This window comes from Streptomyces sp. NPDC127129 (assembly GCF_042671585.1).
Taxonomy (GTDB): domain Bacteria; phylum Actinomycetota; class Actinomycetes; order Streptomycetales; family Streptomycetaceae; genus Streptomyces.
Genome location: NZ_JBHXTV010000007.1, coordinates 199,307 through 218,384, shown reverse-complemented (window position 1 = coordinate 218,384; position 19,078 = coordinate 199,307). Strand labels below are relative to the sequence as shown.

Annotated in this window: 13 protein-coding genes; 7 read left to right on the top strand and 6 right to left on the bottom strand. The window is 71.8% G+C overall.

Annotation, left to right across the window (positions count from 1 at the left end; genetic code table 11):
* Positions 1-7: 7 nt before the first annotated feature.
* Genes ACFVGW_RS15915 through ACFVGW_RS15905 form a run of 3 tightly spaced genes read right to left on the bottom strand, consistent with a single transcriptional unit; the run spans position 8 to position 3,467 of the window.
* On the bottom strand, positions 8-1,516 hold the full coding sequence (locus ACFVGW_RS15915; RefSeq protein WP_385852383.1) for a PTS transporter subunit EIIC: 1,509 nt from the start codon (positions 1,514-1,516) through the stop codon (positions 8-10).
* A 38-nt stretch (positions 1,517-1,554) separates the two neighbouring features.
* Positions 1,555-2,490: an N-acetylmuramic acid 6-phosphate etherase gene (gene murQ / locus ACFVGW_RS15910; protein WP_385852382.1), complete on the bottom strand. Its 936-nt coding sequence runs from the start codon at positions 2,488-2,490 to the stop codon at positions 1,555-1,557.
* Between the two features lie 29 nt (positions 2,491-2,519).
* Positions 2,520-3,467 carry a MurR/RpiR family transcriptional regulator gene (locus ACFVGW_RS15905; protein ID WP_385852381.1) on the bottom strand — a complete coding sequence of 316 codons (948 nt, stop codon included), beginning with the start codon at positions 3,465-3,467 and terminating at the stop codon, positions 2,520-2,522.
* Between the two features lie 122 nt (positions 3,468-3,589).
* Between ACFVGW_RS15905 and ACFVGW_RS15900 the strand changes: the two genes are divergently transcribed.
* Complete coding sequence (locus tag ACFVGW_RS15900; protein WP_352191617.1) at positions 3,590-3,946, top strand: hypothetical protein; 357 nt, start codon at positions 3,590-3,592, stop codon at positions 3,944-3,946.
* Positions 3,943-4,212, top strand: a complete 270-nt coding sequence (locus ACFVGW_RS15895; RefSeq protein WP_352191618.1) for a DUF4031 domain-containing protein — start codon at positions 3,943-3,945, stop codon at positions 4,210-4,212. The genes ACFVGW_RS15900 and ACFVGW_RS15895 overlap by 4 nt, the downstream gene beginning before the upstream one ends.
* Positions 4,213-4,265: 53 nt before the next feature.
* Here the strand turns inward: ACFVGW_RS15895 and ACFVGW_RS15890 are convergent, their stop codons facing one another.
* Positions 4,266-5,501 carry a Cmx/CmrA family chloramphenicol efflux MFS transporter gene (locus tag ACFVGW_RS15890; RefSeq protein WP_385852487.1) on the bottom strand — a complete coding sequence of 412 codons (1,236 nt, stop codon included), beginning with the start codon at positions 5,499-5,501 and terminating at the stop codon, positions 4,266-4,268.
* Between the two features lie 152 nt (positions 5,502-5,653).
* The gene (locus tag ACFVGW_RS15885; protein ID WP_385852380.1) at positions 5,654-6,313 is read right to left on the bottom strand and encodes a hypothetical protein; all 660 of its coding nucleotides are present in this window, start codon (positions 6,311-6,313) and stop codon (positions 5,654-5,656) included.
* Positions 6,314-6,511: 198 nt separating this feature from the next.
* On the opposite strand from ACFVGW_RS15885, the gene ACFVGW_RS15880 reads away from it, so the two are divergent.
* Together ACFVGW_RS15880 and ACFVGW_RS15875 are read left to right on the top strand one after the other, a co-directional pair.
* Positions 6,512-6,811 (top strand): DUF2087 domain-containing protein, encoded by a 300-nt coding sequence (locus ACFVGW_RS15880; protein ID WP_385852379.1) that lies wholly within the window; start codon positions 6,512-6,514, stop codon positions 6,809-6,811.
* A complete protein-coding gene (locus ACFVGW_RS15875; protein WP_385852378.1) occupies positions 6,808-7,434 on the top strand; it encodes a LysE/ArgO family amino acid transporter in 627 nt (208 codons plus the stop codon). The genes ACFVGW_RS15880 and ACFVGW_RS15875 overlap by 4 nt, the downstream gene beginning before the upstream one ends.
* 51 nt (positions 7,435-7,485) lie before the next feature.
* Here ACFVGW_RS15875 and ACFVGW_RS15870 read toward each other — a convergent pair whose 3' ends face one another.
* Complete coding sequence (locus ACFVGW_RS15870; protein WP_385852377.1) at positions 7,486-7,773, bottom strand: hypothetical protein; 288 nt, start codon at positions 7,771-7,773, stop codon at positions 7,486-7,488.
* A 67-nt stretch (positions 7,774-7,840) separates the two neighbouring features.
* Between ACFVGW_RS15870 and ACFVGW_RS15865 the strand changes: the two genes are divergently transcribed.
* The 3 genes from ACFVGW_RS15865 (at position 7,841) to ACFVGW_RS15855 (ending at position 19,074) form a co-directional block, all read left to right on the top strand.
* Complete coding sequence (locus tag ACFVGW_RS15865) at positions 7,841-8,413, top strand: GNAT family N-acetyltransferase (RefSeq protein ID WP_385852376.1); 573 nt, start codon at positions 7,841-7,843, stop codon at positions 8,411-8,413.
* A gap of 258 nt (positions 8,414-8,671) precedes the next feature.
* Positions 8,672-12,397, top strand: coding sequence for a LamG domain-containing protein (locus tag ACFVGW_RS15860; protein WP_385852375.1), 3,726 nt, complete (start codon positions 8,672-8,674; stop codon positions 12,395-12,397).
* A gap of 152 nt (positions 12,398-12,549) precedes the next feature.
* On the top strand, positions 12,550-19,074 hold the full coding sequence (locus ACFVGW_RS15855; RefSeq protein ID WP_385852374.1) for an RHS repeat-associated core domain-containing protein: 6,525 nt from the start codon (positions 12,550-12,552) through the stop codon (positions 19,072-19,074).
* The last annotated feature ends 4 nt before the right edge of the window (positions 19,075-19,078 follow it).

Genomic DNA, 19,078 nt, shown 5'->3' with positions numbered 1-19,078 from the left:
TACGGGATCAGACCTTCACGGGCTCCTGCGCGGGGGCCGGCCCGGGGCCGGTCGCGGGCGTGGGCGTGGCCGCCGGGTCCGCCGCCGTACCGGTCGCCTCGTCCGTGTCGACGTCGAACTCCTCCAGGAGTTCGCTGCTGAAGCCCCAGAAGTACGTCGCCACGAAGCCCACCGCGTAGCCGACCAGCAGCCCGCCCGCGTAGATCGCGATCGTCTCGCCGAGACCCCGGTTGCCGTCGAGGAGCGGGAACAGGGCCCAGCCCGACGGGCCGATGGCCGTGGAGCCGACCTTGTCGCCCAGCATGTTGAAGAGGCCGACGAAGCCGCCGCCGAACGCGCCGCCGACGCAGGCCGTGATGAACGGGCGGCCCAGCGGGAGCGAGACGCCGTAGATCAGGGGCTCGCCCACGCCCAGGAAGCCGGCCGGGAGGGCGGACTTGATGGTGCGGCGGATGGAGCCGTTGCGGGGGAGCTTGAAGTAGACCGCGACCGCCGCGCCGACCTGGCCCGCGCCCGCCATGGCCAGGATCGGCAGCAGGACGGTGAAGCCCTGCTGCTCGATGAGGGTCGTGTGGATGGGGATCAGGGCCTGGTGCAGCCCCAGCATCACGAGCGGCAGGAACAGACTGCCCAGGACGAGACCCGCGCCGGCACCCGCGTGGGCGAGGAGCCAGTTGGCGAAGTCGCCGATCGCGGTGGAGACCTCTCCGGCCACGAACATCAGGCCGAAGATGGTGACCAGACCCGAGACCAGGACCGTGAGGGTCGGTGTGACCAGGACGTCGAGGGCCTCGGGCACCCGGCGGCGGCACCACTTCTCGACGTACACCGCGAGCACCGCCGCGCCCAGCGCGCCGAGCACACCGCCCTGGCCGGGCGAGAGCGTCTGGCCGAACGCCTCGATCTTCGCGACACCGGGGAAGACGATGATCGCCGCGACCGCCCCGCCCAGGATCGGCGTACCGCCGAACTCCTTCGCCGTGTTGAAGCCGACGAAGACCGCGATCAGCGCCATGAAGCCGCTCGCCATCGCCGCGAGGGCGGGCGTCACGCCCGGCAGCCAGCCCAGGTTGACCAGCAGGCCGTTGAGGCCGGCGATGATGCCGCAGCCGATGAGCGCGGGGATCAGCGGGACGAAGATGTTCGCGATCTTGCGGAGGAAGAGCTTGAACGGCGTCTGGTTCTTCGCCTTCCGCGCCGCCCTGATCGCCGCGCCCTGGGCGGCGAGACCGTCGGCGGACGGCTGGGGCCGGGGGGCCGCTGCCACCAGGGCCTCGAACTCCGGCGTCACGCGGGCGACCGTGCCCGGGCCGAGCACGATCTGGTACGTGTCGTCCTCCACCACACCCATCACGGACGGCAGGGCCTTCAGGGCCTCGTCCTGGACGAGCGAGCGGTCCCGCAGACCCAGCCGGAGCCGGGTCATGCAGTGGGCCACGGAGTCGATGTTCTCCACGCCGCCGACGAGGGGGAGGATCGCGGCGGCGATGGCGCGGTTCTTGTCGTCTGTGCTCATGGTGCGGTGGTGCCTTGCTGTGGGGGGACGGGGGAGGTTCAGGGGGTGGTCTCGGCGTGCAGGGCGGCACGCAGGTGGCCCGCCGAGTCCGTCAGGCGCTGGTCGGCGGCCTTGGCATCGATGTCGGCGAGGATCATCAGGATCGCCGTCTTCACCTCGCCGTCGGCGGCGGTGAGGGCCGTCTCGATCTGCTCGTCCGGGGCGCCGGTGGCCAGGGCGACGATCCGCCGCGAGCGGGCCTGGAGCTTGTCGTTGGAGGCGCGGACGTCGACCATCAGGTTTCCGTACGTCTTGCCGAGCCGGATCATCGTGATCGTCGAGATCATGTTGAGGACCAGCTTCTGCGCCGTACCCGCCTTCAACCGCGTGGAGCCGGTGAGGAGTTCGGGACCGGTGACGACCTCGATGCCGTGTTCGGCGGCGGCCGCGAGCGCGCTGTCCGCGTTGCAGGAGAGGCCGATGGTCAACGCGCCGCGGGTGCGGGCGTGGGCGACGGCGCCGATGGCGTACGGAGTGCGGCCCGAGGCGGAGACGCCGACCACCGTGTCGTTCGGGGTGAGGTCCAGCGCGTCGAGGTCGGCCGCGGCGAGTTCCGCCGAGTCCTCGGCGCCCTCGACCGCCTTCACCATGGCCGAGGGGCCGCCCGCGATCAGTCCGAGCACCTGCGAGGGGTCGGTGTTGAAGGTGGGCGGGCACTCGCTGGCGTCGAGGACCCCGAGCCGGCCGGCGGTGCCCGCGCCGGCGTAGATGAGCCGGCCCCCGCGGGCCATGCGGGCGGCGGTGGCGTCGATCGCGGCCGCGATCAGCGGCAGCTGCGCGGCGACGGCGGCGGGGACGGTCTGGTCCTCGGCGTTCATCGTGCGGGCGATCTCGAGCGTCGGGAGCTGGTCGATCTCCGCGAGCTCGGGACGGAATGCCTCGGTGGTCAGGGTGGCCAGCTGGGCGCGCAGTTCGGAGTACGTAGCTGAAGACACGTGCGGGCTCTTTCGAGGGTTTCCCGGTGTTACCGGGTGCGGGGCGAGTGGCGGTGGGCCAGGGCTTCGTACGAGGCCGCGAGGGCAGGGGCCGCCGTCTCGTACGTACGTTGGGTGACGCAGGTGAACAGACAGTCCACGACCAGGAGTTGGCTGGTGCGGGACGACATGGCCGCCGGGCGCAGCTCGCTCTCGCGGGCCGTGGAGGTGGTGAGGATGTGGTCGGCGTACTGCGACACGGGACCGTCGGGGCGGCCGGTGATCGCGACGGTGGTGGCGCCGTGGTCGAAGGCGACGCGGAGGGGTTCTATGACGTCGCCGGTCGAGCCGGAGTGGGTGATGGCGATGGCGACGTCGCCGGAGCGGAGCTGTACGGCGTTGGTGACGGCGAGGTGCGGGTCGCTGTGGGCGTGCGCGATCAGGCCGATGCGGAGGAGCTTCTGGCCGAGGTCCTGGGCGACGAGGCCGGAGGCGCCGATGCCGTAGATGTCGATGCGGCGGGCGGTGGCGAGCGCGGCGACGGCGGCGCCGAGCTGGACGGTGTCCAGTCCGGCGGCGGTGTCGGCGAGGGTCTGCTGCTCGTCGTAGGCGAGCTTGGCGACGACGTCGGCCACCGGGTCGTCCACGGCGATGTCGGCGGTGACGGAGGGCGCGCGGCCGGACTGCTGCTGGGCTGCGAGGCCGGCGAGGGCGAGGCGGAGGTCCCGGTAGCCGGGGTAGCCGAGGAGCCGGGCGGTGCGGACGACGGTCGCCTCGCTGGTGCCGGTGAGCTCGGCGAGGCCGGTGACGGTGAGGGCGGCGCAGCCGGCCGGGTCGCCGGCGACGGCTTCGGCGACCCGCTGCATGGAGCGGGTCATGGAGGGCGCGAGGGTGCGCACCTTGGCCGCGAGGGCGGCGGGCGCGGGAACCTCCCGTGCCGCGGGGGCCCCGGGCGGGGACACCTGGCCGCTGAAACTTTCCTTCACGTCATTGGTCACACCTGAAAGATATTTTCGAGCGCGGGGAGCGTCAAGACCCCATCGGTCCCGGAAAGTCCCGGACGAACCCCGGATGCGGACAGGACCTTCGCCCCTGAGGCTGGGCAGGTGACAATGTGTGTATGGACGACATCGACCCGCTGGAGCAGGCACTGCACACGGCCCGCGCCCTGGTCCTCGCCGATCTGGCGGCACGCGACGTGGCCGCGGCCGAGGTCGTGTCGATGGTGGAGGACGCCGTCACCCACCGGCGCTGGTGGGTCGAGCAGTGGCCCGAGGGGATTACGTACGTCGCCGGGCTCATCGCCCAGGACGTCCAGGACTCGCTCCTGGAGCAGCACGGCCGCTGGCCGCTTTGCCCGGTCTGCTCCTCGGGCGACCCGCACGCCCTGGACGTCGAACCCGAGCTCGGCCCGGACCCGCACTGGGTCTGCGGCAAGGCCGGGGTCGTGGTCGCCCCGGTGGGCGGCCTGAGGTGACCCTCTACATCGACCCGCCGACCTGGCCGGGTCACGGCCGCATGTGGTCGCACCTGGTGAGCGACGTCTCGCACGAGGAACTCCACGCCTTCGCCGCCGGCATCGGCGCCCCGCCCCGCGCCTTCGAGCGCGACCACTACGACATCCCGTCGGAGCGCTACGCCTCGGCGGTGGCGGCGGGCGCGGTGGAGGTGGGCTCGAAGGAACTCGTCCGCCTGATCACGGCGGCGGGCCTACGCCGGCCCAAGGGCCGGCCGGCGCCGTGACCGGCGCGGGTCACGGGCGGTCCGGGTGCTCGGACTCGTCGCGGTCGGGCGGGTCAGTCGGCGGTACGGCAGGCGGCGAGGTCGGTCTCGGGGGTGGGCTGGGGCGTGGGGGTCTTCGACGAGGCCACGACGTGGCTGTTCGACGTGGTGCGGCTCAGGCGTAGCGCCATGGCGGCCGTCGCCAGGGCCACCGCCGTCATCGCCGCTCCCGCCCAGGCCGTCGAGGCGAAGCCGAGGCCGGCGTCGATCGTGGTGCCGCCGAGCCACGGGCCGGACGTGTTGCCGAGGTTGAAGGCCGCCGTCGTCGTGGCGCCCGCCAGGGTCGGGGCGGCGCCGGCGACGTTGAACATGCGGGCGTTGAGGGCGGGCGCGGTGTAGAAGGCCGAGACGCCCAGGAGGAAGGAGAGGGTGATCACGGCGACCGGGCTGGAGGCGAAGAGGGCCAGGGCGACCAGGAAGACCGTCGAGGCCGTGATGCCGCTGAGCAGGACCCCGAAGAGGTGGGCGTCGGCGACCCGGCCGCCGATCGTCGTACCGATCAGCGCGCCGATGCCGAAGAGGCCCAGGATCGCGGAGACCCAGCGGGTGTCGATCCCGGCGACGTCCGTGATGACCGGGGCGAGGTAGGAGAAGGCGCAGAAGACGCCGCCCGCGGCGAGCGCGGTGATCACGATCGAGAGCAGGACCTGCCGGTCGCGGTAGATCGACAGCTCCCTCTTGAGGCGGGGCCGCGTCGTGGGCAGCGGGATGTGCGGGATGCGGGTGACCACGCCGACGAGCGCGACGGCCGAGGCCACGCCGACCGCCCAGAACGCGGCGCGCCAGCCGAGGTGCTCGCCGAGGAAGGCGCCGGCGGGGACGCCGAGGACGTTGGCGATCGACAGGCCGCCGATCATGACCGCCATGGCGCGGGCCCGCGAGCCGACGGGGACCATCGCGATGGCGACGGCCGCGCCGACCGCCCAGAAGCCCGCGCAGGCGAGCGCGCTCACGACGCGCGAGGCGAAGAGGACCGCGTAGTTCGGGGCCAGCGCACCGGCGACCTGGCCGAGGCCGAAGACGGTGATCAGGGCGATCAGGGTCGTCTTGCGGGGGAGCCGCAGGGTCGCGACGGCGAGCAGCGGGGCGCCGACCACCATGCCGATCGCGAAGGCCGAGATCAGCAGGCCGGCGCGGGGTATGGAGACGTTCATGTCGTCGGCGATGGGTGGGAGGAGGCCGGAGAGCATGAACTCGCTCGTGCCGAGCGCGAAGACGGAGAGGCCGAGGATGTAGACGGCCAGCGGCATGCGGGTGGGCGTGGACGGCGCCGCGGGGGCGGTGGCGGCTTCGGCGCGCTCGGCGGAGGTTGACGGCATGACATGCGTCAACCTGCGGTTTGTGCCTGTCATTCCCGCCGTGACGGGTGTCTCGCGATGCGGACGGCCCGGCCCTGAGCCCCTCAGGCCCCCAGTTCCTTCAGTTCCCGTGCCAGGTTCCTGCGGGCCCGTTCCTCCCAGGCCGCCGCGCCGTAGGGGGTGCGGAAGAGGCGGGGGAGGGAGAGGAGCCGGCCGAGGACCGCCGCGCGGCCCTGCCGGAAGTCGTCGTCCGGGACGAAGGCGTACTCCTCGCGGACGGCCCGCGTATACCCCCCGTACGTGTCCTCGTCCGTCGCCAGGATCGCCAGGTCCGCGTCGCAGAGCGCCTCGCCGTTGAGGTCGCCGGGCGCCGGGTCGTGGGTGGTCGTCAGGCGCACCAGGCGGGCCACCTCGGCCACCTCGTGGGAGGTGAGGCCCGCCTCTGCGAGGGCCTTCTCGGCCAGGACCGCCGAGCGTTCCTCGTTCTCCGAGCGGTCCGGCCGGTAGACCGCGTCGTGGAACCAGGCGGCCAGCCGGACCAGCTCCAGCTCCCCGCCCTCGCCGCCCAGGTCGGCGAGTTCGTCGATACGGTCGAGGACGGCGCGCAGGTGGTCGACCGTGTGGTACCTGCGCTGCGGCTCCGCCCAGCGGGTCAGCAGGTTCCGGCCGTACGGCGCCGGGTCCGGGCCCTCGCGGCCGGCGCGCGCGGCGCGCAGGGTGGCGTTCCAGCGCTGGAGCAGGGCGGGGTCCACGGGTTCCGTCATGGCTGCATTCTGCCGCCCCGAGGGCCCGGCGCGCTCGTGACTCGGGCCCTCGGGGCGGCACGGGCGGACACCGCCGCGGAGTCCGGCAGCCAGGAGATCCGGCCGACGGTCCACGGTTCGGCGCCCGGCACCACGCGCCGGGGCGCGCCCGCTAAATTGCGTTGCCGGGGCGGGGCGCCGCCCGGCACGCTTCGGCGCATGACTTCCCACCCCGTGGCGGACCTGTTCTCCGCCGAAGGACGACTGAAGGTGATCCCGCGCAGGGCCCCGCGCCGCGCGCAGCTCCTTGCCCACCTGGCCGAGACGCTCTTCGAGCCGGCCCGCTCCTACACCGAGCGCGAGGTCAACGAGGCGCTCCTGACCGTGCACGAGGACTTCCCGGCCCTGCGCCGCTACCTCGTGACCGGCGGCCTGCTCTCCCGTACGAAGGACGGTGCCAGCTACCGCCGACAGCAGCAGCCCGGCTCCACCGGAGGCCCGATCCTGTCCGTCGCGTGACCGCCGCGGTGGTGGCCGGCCTGCTCGCCGGCTACGGCATCGCGATCCCGGTCGGCGCCGTCGGCGCCTACCTGGTGGCGGTCACGGCGCGCACGAGCTGGCGTACGGGAGCGGGCGCGGCGCTCGGCGTCGCGGCGGCGGACGGGGTGTACGCCCTGGTGGCGGTCGTCGGCGGCTCGGCGCTCGTGCCGCTCCTCACACCGGTCATGACCCCGCTGCGCCGGGTCTCGGCGGTGGTCCTCGTGGGCCTCGCAGCCCACTCCGCGTGGACGGCCGTACGGGCCTACCGTGCGCGGGACCTCGCCAACCGGGACGACCGCGACGGCCCGCTCACCCCGTCGCGCGCCTTCCTCACGTTCCTGGGCATCACGATCCTGAACCCCATGACCGTGATCTATTTCGTGGCCCTGATCCTGGCGACGGGTCCTTCGGGTCCGGCGACCCCCTTGGACCGTACGGTCTTCGTCCTGGCGGCCCTGGTCGCCTCCGCCAGCTGGCAGCTCTTCCTGGCCTCCGGGGGCGCGCTCCTCGGCCGGGGGCTGACGGGGCCGCGGGGCCGGCTCGGGACGGCGCTCGTGTCGAGCACGCTCATCGCGGGACTGGCGATCCATCTCGTGAGCTGATCCGCACTCGGACAGGTCGCGTCACTGCGGAGGGGGCCTGGTCGGTCGCGGTCACGCCGAACGGCCTGCGCCCCTGATCCCGGCGGCGACCAGCACGGCCGCCGTGACCGTACCCGCGGCCATGACGCCGCAACGCGACCGCCAGGACATGACCGACCAGCTCGACTGCGCCGAGAGCAGGGAGCCCGTACTCAGCCAGGAACCGACCGAGGCGACGGAGGCGGCGGACGCGATGGATCCGACGGAGAGGAACGAGCCGACCGAACCGATCGACAGGCAGGACCCCACCGAGCCGATCGACAGCACGGAGTCCCGTGACCAGAGGGAGAGCGCGGACATGGCTCGATCGTACGGCGCCGGCCGAAGGCGCGCAGCGGGGGCGGCCGGCGCCGCATACCATCCCCCGGTGACCGCGCCCGTAGAGTTCCACGCCCCCGCGACGCCGACCGCTCCCGCTCTGCTGCTCCGCCTCTGGCGGGCCGAGGACGTCGCCGAGCTGGTCGAGGTCTACCGGGATCCCGTCCTGCGGCGGTGGACACGGCTCCCCGTGGATGACGTCGACGCCGGGGCGCGGTGGGTGGAGGACCAGGCGCGGGGGTGGGCGGCCGGCGACCGGTTCACCTTCGCGGTCGTCGAGCCCCAAGGCGAGGGGGACCGAGGTGAGTTGGTGGCGAACCTGGTGCTCAAGGGAGTGGTGCGGGGAGCGGCGTCGGCCGAGGTCGGCTACTGGACCGCGGCGCCCGCCCGCGGGCGCGGGGTGGCTCCGCGTGCGCTGGAGGCGCTCACCCGCTGGGCGTTCGATACGTTCGGGCCGTACGGGCTGACCCGGCTGGAACTCCTGCACCAAGTGGACAACGTGGCCTCGTGCCGGGTCGCGGAGAAGAGCGGTTACGGCTTCGACCGGATCCTCGCCGCCACGCCGCCGGACTATCCCCTCGACGGTCACCTGCACGTGCGGCACGCACCGGCCGGGACCTGAGCGGGGCGGTGGCGCGCGACGCTCAGTCGATGTGCACGACCTGGAACGACGCCTGCACCGGTGATCCAGATCACGTGTGGCGAGGATTGGTCCCCGATCTTAGGTCAATCCTTGACGCTGCGTGAGAGCCCACGGTTCAATCCGGCGATTCATTGCGATCTTTGAGGCGCGAACGGTGGGGGTAGAGACGTGGGGTCTGGTAGACATCTCGGTAAATCGTGGTACAGACGGGGAAGTTCACGGACCGGTGGGGCCGCCGTGGCACTGGCGACAACGGTCTCAGTCCTCTTCGGGGTGATTCCGGCCGGCTCCGCCCTGGCGGCGGAGAAGACCGAAGCCGCCGGGGCCACCGCGACGCCGGAGGCCGACCGGGCCCTGAAGGCGGCCAGAGCCTCCGGGCACCGGGTGGAGGTGACGAGCGAACGCTCGGAGCGGACCACGGTGTTCGCCAATCCGGACGGCTCCACGTTCACCCTGGAGGAGTCGGCCGTCCCCGTGCGCGTGGCCGCCCCGGGCGGTGGCTGGCGTACGCCGGACGCGACGCTGGTGCGGCGCTCCGACGGATCGATCGGACCGAAGGCCGCCGCGGCCGAGATGTCGTTCTCGCGCGGCGGCAACAAGGACGCACTCGTCTCGATCGCGGAGTCCGGGCGTTCGTTGGCCCTCGAATGGCCTGGCAGGCTGCCCGCTCCCCGCCTCGACGGCGCGAGCGCCGTCTACCCGAACGTGCTGCCCGACGTGGACCTGAAGGTCACGGCGACGGTGGAGAGCTTCCAGCACGTGCTCGTCGTCAAGACGCCCGAGGCGGCGGCGGATCCGAAGCTCAGGACCCTGACGTTCGGCCTGAAGACGCGCGGCCTGTCCGTCCGCACGAACGCGTCCGGCGCGCTGGCGGCGGTGGACGGAGACGGCCGTACGGTGTTCAAGGCGCCGCCGGCCCAGATGTGGGACTCGGCGGGCAGGGGCGCGACCGGGCGGTCGGGCGCGACCGTGCACCCGGCGCCGGCGCTCGTGAAGGGCTCGGCCGGGAATCTGGTGGCCGCCCCGTCGGTCTCCCCCGCACCCGGCACCTCCGCCGACGCCTCGGAGTCCGCCCCCTCCGGCACAGGGCGCGCGCCCGGCCAGGGCGACAAGGTCCGGCGGATGGGCGTGAAGCTCGGCAGGGGCTCGCTCTCCGTGGTACCGGACGCGGCGATGCTGTCGGACACCCCCGACGCCGCCTTCCCGCTCTTCATCGACCCGACGGTGACCTGGGGCGAGTCGGAGCGGACGCTGCTGCGCAGCGACGGCTACGAGTCGTACGGCTGGGGCAACGGCGACGACGACCGCGGCATGGGCGCGGGCAAGTGCGGCTCCTGGAACGGGTACTACTGCGGTCCCGGCTATGTGCAGCGGCTGTACTTCGAGTTCTCCCCGGCCAGTCTCAAGGGCAAGAACGTCCTGGACGCCACGTTCCGGGTGACCGAGCCGTGGGCGTTCCAGTGCGACCCGCGCACCGTGGACCTGGTCCGCACCGACAACATCTCCTCCTCCACCACCTGGACCACGCGGCCCAAGGAACTGGACTGGATGGTCGACCGGGACGTGTCGGCGGGCCGCGGTTCGCTCTGCGACCCGGACTCGCCGGACGCGCCGATCGAGTTCAACGACAACCCGGCCGAGACGAACGAGAACCTCACCCCGACGGTGAAGTCCTTCGCGGCGGGCAAGTTCTCCCGCCTCACGCTGGAGATCCGCGCGAACAACGAGTCGGACACCTCCGCGTGGAAGCGGTTCAGGAACGACGCGGTCCTCTCCGTGAAGTTCGTGGCCCTGCCCGCACTGCCCACCGGCGTGGGCGTGGTCAGCGGCAACGGCACGGTCTGCGCGCCCAACGAGAACGACCCCGCGGTCATCAGCGACCCGACACCGGCCGTGAACGGCAGGCCGCAGACCGCGGCGGGCGGCGAGTCCGGTGCCAGCCTGCGGATCCGCTGGCGTACGCAGAAGTGGAACGGCACCTCGTGGGTGACCGCCCACACGGACGTCGACAGCCCGAGCACCGGGTACACGGGTGACAACGTCAACCAGACGAAGAGCCTGCCCGCCCTGGCCGAGGGCGTGAAGCACCGGCTCCTCGCGCTGACGCTCTCGTACTACGAGGACGGCACGAACCGTCTCAACACCGGCTACACGGCTGCCTGTTACTTCACCGTCGACACCACCGCGCCGAAGGCGCCCACGATCACCCCGTCCTTCACCTATTCCGAGTGCCTGCCCAACGACTGCGCGGCGGGCGGCGGTCCCGGGGAGAGCGGCGGCTTCATGGTCGACCCGGACCCCGGTGACGTGAACGCCACCGCGATCCAGTTCCGGGTGGCTCCGAGCACCACATGGCTCACGGCGCAGAAGGTCTGCCACGTCCGTGACCCGCTGGTCTGCATCAAGGAGGGGCCGACCTCGGAGCTGATCTCCTGGCGCGCCGACGTCACCCCCGACCGGTCCGGCACCCACCGGGTCTACGCCCGGGTGCAGGACAAGGCCGGCCGCTGGGGTGCCCAGCAGATGCTCGACTTCCTCGTCGCCTCCGGTGACGGTCCCGTCGGCCGGTGGAGCTTCGGCGAGGCCTCCGGTGCCGCCGTCGACACCGGCGCCGACGCCACCCGCCAGGACGCCGCCCTCGCCGGGACGGCCGTCCGGGACGACCGGGGCCGGCGCGGTGAGCTGACCACCGACGCGGCCGGTGTCCCGCTGCCGGGCGGCCCGGTCACCGACCGCGGTCTGCTCCTGAACGGCGGCGGCCACGCCGCCACCTCCGCCCCGGTCCTGGAGACCCGCTCCGGCTACTCGTTCTCCACGTGGGTCCGGCTGGACAGCAAGGACACCACCGGTGTCGTCCTCTCCCAGGACGGCGCCAACTACAGCCCGTTCGTGGTCACCTACGAGAAGCCCTACGACACCTGGTACTTCGGGGTGAAGGAGAAGGACGAGGCGACGGCCGACGCGTACTGGGGCCGCAAGGCGGTCACCCCCGCACGGACCGGTGTGTGGACCCACCTCGCCGGCACGTACGACCCGGCGGCCAAGACGCTCCAGCTGTTCGTGAACGGCAAGCTGGAAGCGGTCAACACCAACGTGGTCGGCTCGTGGTCGGCGACCGGCCCGATGCAGTTCGGCCGCTACAAGTACAACGGCCAGTACGGTCTGCCGTTCAAGGGCAGCATCGACGAGGTCGCGGTCTGGCAGCGGGTCCTGTCGGCGCAGGAGATCGCCGACGAGGCGAAGCTGCCGGTCTCGCAGACGTACGCCGGCGCCGAGCTCGTCGCCGACTGGAACGCGGCCGACGCCACCGGCTCCACCGTGCCCAACTCGGCCGCCGGCTACGGCCCCGCGCTGACCCTGTCCGGCGGCGCCGCCGTCGAGGGCGGCGAGATCGTCCTCGACGGCGTCGACGACGCAGCCACCGCCGCCGGACCCGTCCTGGACGACATGGGGTCGTTCACGGCGACGACGACCGTACGGCTGGACAGCGCGCAGCTGCTGACCAAGCCCGTCGGTCACACCGGCCAGGTCTTCGGCCAGCGGTCGTCGACCGGGTCGGCCTGGGGCTTCTGGTTCCAGCTGACCGGCAAGGAGACCGCCCTCGACCCGGAGACCATGGAGGAGCGGACCACCCCCGTCGGGAAGTGGCACTTCGGGCGGCTCAACGCCGACGGCACCTTCTCCTCGGTCGTCTCCGACGAGGTCGCGGCCATGGACAGCCTGGTCCGGCTGACCGGCGTCTTCGACGCCCAGGACGGCACCATCAGCCTCTACCTGGGCCACAACCGCAACGGCGAGCCCGCGGCGTTCACCGCGCAGGTCGGCTCCGGTGACTTCGCCCTCGGCAAGGGCTTCACCGCCGGCGCGTGGAGCCACCACCTGCCCGCGCGCATCGCCGAAGTGCGGCTCTGGGCCGGTGCGATGGCCGGTGCGGACCAGATCGAGACCACCGTCGGCGACTGACCGACGAGTGAGGGCGGGGGGCTTCCGGTCAGGAAGCCTCCCGCCCCTGTCGTACCCACGCCCCCGGCACACCGGCGCGTGGCCGTTCCACAACTCGTTTTCCGATGCTTTCTCTTAGTTCTTTCGGGGTGGATCCACAGATGTTGACAGGCATGGGCAGATTCGACAGAGGGGACGGTGGCGGCGGTCGTCGCGCCCGGACCCTCGCGGCCGCGCTGGCACTGGCGCTGGCCGTACCGGTCGGCTGGACACCGGTCGCCCAGGCGGCGGGCCCCGGCGGCCTCGGCCGTCCCGACGTACCCGAGCAGCGGGTCAGCAAGGTCAGGGAGATCACGGGCGGCGGGGCGAAGAAGGCCCGCGACCTGGTCGCCAGGGAGCGGAAGGCCAACGACGGCCAGGCCGCGAAGGCCGCCCAGGAGCAGCGGGCCGCCTGGCCCGCGCGGGGTTCGGCGGAGCTGCCGCTCACGGCGGGCAGAGCGGGCAGCGCGGAGCCCGGCGGGCTGCCGGTGACGCTGACCCCGAAGCCGGGCAAGGCCGGCTGGGCGCCCGGCGCCGACGCCCGGGTGACCGTCCTCGACCAGCAGGCGACCCGCAGGGCGGGAGTCACAGGTGTCCTGCTGACTGCCGAGGCCGACACCGCCGGCACGGCGAAGGTCACCGTCGACTACGGCTCCTTCGCCTCCGCCGTCGGCGGCGGCTGGTCCGGGCGGCTGCGCCTGGTGACCCTGCCCGCCTGTGCGCTGACCACCCCGGCGAAGGCCGAATGCCGGACGCAGACCCCGGTGACGTCGCACAACGACCGGTCCGCGCAGACCGTGTCGGCCGATCTCGCGCTCGCCGAGGCCGCGGGCGGCCCGTCCACCCAGCTGCTCACCGCCCCCGCCGCCGCCTCCGGCGCGACCGTGTTCGCGCTCACCGCGGACGGTGTCGGCGGCGGCGAGGCCGCGAACGGCTCGGGCGACTTCGCGGCGACCCCGCTCGCCGCGTCGTCCTCCTGGGAGGCCGGCTCCGGCTCGGGCTCCTTCACCTGGAACTACGGCTTCACCCTGCCGCCCGCCGCGGCCGGCCCGACGCCGTCCCTCTCGCTCTCCTACGACTCCGGTTCGGTCGACGGCCGCACCGCGACCTCGAACAACCAGGGCAGCGCCGTCGGCGAGGGCTTCTCGCTCGGCGAGTCCTACATCGAGCGCGGCTACGGCAGTTGTGACGACGACGGGCACGAGGACGTCTACGACCGCTGCTGGAAGTACGACAACGCCCGGCTCGTCCTCAACGGCAGGTCCGACCGCCTGGTCAAGGACAAGACCAGCGGCGCATGGCACCTGGAGAGCGACGACGCCTCCACCGTGACCCGCCACACCGGCGCCGACAACGGCGACGACAACGGCGAGTACTGGACCGTCGTCACCGGCGAGGGCACCACCTACACCTTCGGCAGGAACAAGCTCGACGGTGCCTCCACCGAGCGCACCAACAGCACCTGGACCGTCCCCGTCTTCGGCGACGACACGGGCGAGCCGGGCTACGACAAGGGCACCGCGTTCGCGGACCGGGCGCTGACCCAGGCCTGGCGCTGGAACGTGGACCTCGTCGAGGACCCCTCCGGGAACGCCTCCACGTACTGGTACACCGCCGAGTCGAACTACTACGAGAAGAACAAGGCCACCAAGGCCGGCACCTCGTACGTCCGGGGCGGCTACCTCACCGAGGTCAAGTACGGCCTGCGCAAGGGCGCCCTGTTCACCGACACCGCCGACGCCAAGGTGACCTTCGGCCACGCCGAGCGGTGCACGGTCGCCGACTGCGGCTCGCTGACCGACGCCACCTCCGACAACTGGCCGGACGTCCCCTTCGACGCGATCTGCTCCAAGGACGACACCGACTGCAAGTCCGGCGGCCCGTCGTTCTTCTCCCGCAAGCGCACCACGAGCGTCAACACCTTCTCCTGGAACGCCACCACGAGCGCCTACGACCCGGTCGACACCTGGGCGCTGAACCAGAAGTACCTGGACGGCGGCGACATAGGTGACAGCTCCGACCATGTGCTCTCGCTCCAGTCGATCGTGCGCACCGCCAAGGCGGGCACCGCGATCGAGCTGAAGCCGGTCTCCTTCACGTACCACATGCGGCCCAACCGGGTGGACGGCACGGACGACATCCTGCCGCTGTCCCGGCCCCGGATCTCCACCGTCACCTCCGAGACCGGCGCCATCACCACCGTGTCCCTGTCCGCGCCCGAGTGCGTGCGCGGCGAGGTCCTCGGAGCCGCCCCGGACACCAACACCCGCAACTGCTATCCGCAGTTCTGGAACATCAACGGGGCCGAGGAGGCCTCGATCGACTGGTTCCACAAGTACCGGGTACTGGCCGTCACCGTCTCCGACCCGGCCGGCCAGAACGACACCGTCGAGAACTCCTACGATTACGCCGGTGCCGCCTGGCACCACAGCGACGATCCCTTCACCCCGAAGGACGAGCGGACCTGGTCCGACTGGCGCGGCTACCGTCAGGTCACCGCGTACGGCGGCGCCCTGAACACCACCCGCTCCAAGACCGTCTCCCTGTTCTTCCAGGGCATGGACGGCGACAAGAAGAAGGACGGCACCACCAAGTCCGTCACCCTGGCGCCGCTCTCCGCGCCCGCGCTCGGCGTGGCAGGCGTCGCCGACACCGACGCCTTCCAGGGCAAGCTGCGGCAGAAGGTCACGTACGACGGAGCCACCGCCGTCGGCGCGGAGGTCCACAAGCCGTGGCTGAAGGAGACCGCCCGCCAGGACGTCCCCGACGCCGCCGACCACGTCGCCCGCTTCGTGCGCGTCGGCGAGTCCACCAGCTACACCCTGCTCACCGCGTCGAACACCTGGCGCGCCCACACCACCGTCACCGACCACGACGCGTTCGGCATGCCGTACCAGGTCGAGGACCGGGGCGACGACGCCAAGAGCGGCGACGAGACCTGCGAGTACACCTGGTACGCCCGGGACACCGCCGTCGGGCTCGTCTCGCTGGCCTCCCGTACCCGGACCGTCGGCCGGGCCTGCACGGTCGCGGAGGCCGATCTCGACCTGCCCGCCGACGACACGCGCCGCGGTGACGTGCTCTCCGACACCGCCACCGCCTACGACGGTGCCGCCTGGTCGGCCACGATGAAGCCCACCAAGGGCCTGGCGACCTGGACCGGACGGGCCAAGAGCTACGGGACGGACAACCAGCCCGTCTGGCAGAAGCTCTCCACCACCGGCTACGACACCCTCGGCCGCCCGGTCAGCCTCGCGGACACCAACGACAAGGCGACCACGACCGCCTACACCCCGGTCGACCAGGGCCCGCTGACGAAGACGATCGTCACGGACCCCAAGGGGTTCAAGACGACGACCTTCCTAGACGCGCGGCGCGGCCAGCCGGAGCGCAGCTACGACGCGAACCTGAAGAAGACCGAGACCGCGTACGACGCCCTCGGCCGGCTCACCGACGTCTGGCTGCCCGACCGCAACCGGGGCGGCGGCTACGCGCCCAGCCAGAAGTACACGTACTCCATGTCCGACACCAAGCAGTCGTGGATCTCCACGGGGAAGCTGAAGAAGGACGGCACCACCTACAACACCTCGTACGCGATCTACGACGCGCTGCTGCGCCCGCTGCAGGTCCAGGCGCCGACCCCGGAAGGCGGCCGGCTCCTGACCGACACCCGGTACGACTCGCGAGGCATGGCCTACGAGTCGTACGAGGAGATCTTCGACACCACCTCGACCCCGAACGGCACGTACACGAGGGCCGAGTACGGCGAGGCGCCCAAGCAGACCGAGACCGTCCTCGACGGCGCCGGCCGGGCCACTACCAGCACTCTTTATGTGTACGGCGTGAAGAAGTGGTCGACGTCCACCACGTACACCGGTGACTCGACCGCCGTCACCGCCGCCGAGGGCGGCACTGCGGTCCGGACGATCACCGACGCGCGCGGCCGCGCCGTGGAGACCCGCGAGTACGCGGGGCCCCTGCCGACCGACACCCAGTACGGCGGCGCCCTCGGCGTCACCTACGCGTCCACCCGCTTCGGCTACACCCTGGACGGCAAGCAGTCCGCGGTGACCGGCCCCGACGGCGCCCAGTGGACCTACACGCACGACCTGTTCGGGCGTGAGCGCGTGGTCGGCGACCCCGACAAGGGCTCCTCGACCACGTACTACGACGCGCTCGACCGGCCGACCAAGGTCACCGACCCGCGTGGCACGGTCGTCACCGGCTACGACGAGCTCGGCCGCGTCACCGGCACCTGGACCGGCTCGGTCACCGACGCCAACCAGCTCACCGGATACACCTACGACACCGTCCTCAAGGGCCAGCGGGCCAGTGCCACCCGCTACGTCGGCGGCAAGACCGGCCAGGCGTACACGCGGTCGGTGACCGCCTACGACACCATGTCCCGGCCCACCGCCTCGACCCTCACGCTGCCCGCGACCGATCCGCTGGTCACCGCCGGGGTGCCCACGACCCTCTCGTACAGCAGCTACTACAACATCGACGGCTCGCTGCAGAACACCACCGAGCCCGCGCTCGGCGGACTGGCCTCGGAGACCATCGCCTACGGGTACGACGACCTCGGTCTCGTCACCTCGCTCGGCGGCTCCACCGGCTACCTCCTCGGCGTCGACTACTCGGCCCTCGGCCGGGCCCAGCAGCTGACCCTGGGTACGGCCAACACCGAGGCCGTGAAGAAGACCTACGTCACGAACACCTACGAGGAGGGCACCGGCCGGCTGACGCGTTCGCACGTCACCGACCAGACCCGCCCGTACATGCTCCAGGACCTCAACTACACCTTCGACCTGTCCGGCAACGTCACCTCGATCACCGACCCGACGCTGCTCGGCGGCGCCGGCAAGGCCGAGACCCAGTGCTTCAGCTACGACGGCCACAGGCGGCTCACCGAGGCCTGGACCCCGTCCTCGCAGAAGTGCTCCGACCCGCGCAGCGCGGCGTCCCTGTCCGGCCCGGCGCCGTACTGGGACTCGTACACGTACAACACCGCGGGCCAGCGCACCTCCGTCACCTCGCACAAGAGCGCCGGTGACACGAAGACGACGTACTGCTGGACCGCCCGCAAGCACTCCCTGAACGGCACCAGCACCAGCGACAACTGTGCCGCGCCCGACCGCTCCTACGTCTACGACAACACCGGCAACACCACCAAGCGTCCCGGCGCCACCGGCGTCCAGGACCTGAAGTGGTCGGAGTCCGGCCAGCTCACCAAGCTGACCGAGGGCACGAAGGCCACGGACTACCTCTACGACGCCGACGGCACCCTGCTCGTCCGTGCCACGACCGGCGGCGAGCGGATCCTGTACGCCGGCGCCACCGAGGTGCACCTGCGGGCCAACGGCACCACCTGGGCCCAGCGTTCGTACGCCTCCGGCACCATGAACGTCGCCGTCCGCACCAACCAGTCGGGCGCCCAGAAGGTGTCCTACCTGGCCGGTGACCACCACGGCACGCAGAGCCTGGCCGTCGGCTCGGACAGCACGCAGACGTTCACCAAGCGCTACACCGGTGTCTTCGGCGAGAACCGCGGCACCGTCACCGGGGCGGCGTGGCCGGACGACAAGGGCTTCCTCGGGAAGACCACCGACGTCAACACCGGTCTCACGCATGTCGGCGCCCGCCAGTACGACCCGTCCATCGGGCAGTTCATCAGCGCCGACCCCAAGCTGACCCTGGACCAGGCCCAGTCGCTCAACGGGTACGCCTACGCCAACAACAACCCGGTCACCCAGGCGGACCCGACCGGCGAGAGGGTCCCCGAGTGCGACAACCCGAGCAAGTACGGCATCACCTGTAAGGGCGGCATCCCGGTCTCCAGCGGTGGCGGTGGCGGCGGCGGTGCTCCCTGCCCCAGCCTGACCAACCCGCAGTGCCCTGAGTACCAGGGCGGCGGCGGTGGCGGCGGTGGCGGTGGCGGCGGCGGTGGTGGCGGCGGTGGCGGTGGCGGCGGTGGCGGCGGTGGCGGCGGTGGCTGCGACGCCGCGTGCCAGCGCGCGCTGAACACCATCGCCAACAAGTGGAAGGGCGGCCTCTACCACGCGCTGGGCGTCGATCTGAAGAAGTACGTCCAGGTCCTCACCCACGAGACCACCCCGTGCGTCGACGGCGCCATGGTCTCCTCCGGGGTCGCGGCAGGCTGTGCCGACGTCGCCGGCATCGGCTCCACCGACACCTGGAACGACCTGCTCAACGAGTGGCTGAACGGAAAGGGAGGCAACCGGGCCTTCGGCGTCGGCAGCTTCATGACCCAGCAGCTCGCCGCCAACAAGCACAGCCTCAACATCGTCAACCAGCTCAAGAGCCAGATCGAGGCCGCCGACTACGACATCGACCCGGCCAAGCTCGGAGGCAGATCCTCCTACAAGGACCCCAAGACCAACTTCTTCAACGACATCACCGGCATGCTGACCGACGGGGCGAAGGGGTCGGGGGTTCCCGAGGCGTTCATGGGCTCCTACGATCAGATCCACCAGGTCGTCAACGTCAACAAGCGCGAACGCTCCTTCACGGTCGCCTTCGCCGCCTACAACGAGACCGGTACGGAATCCCTGACGCACGTCATCCCGGACATCGGGCAGGGCAAGCAGATGGGCACCCTGCACCAGACCTACTACTGGACGATCACGGTCGGTCCGTGACCGG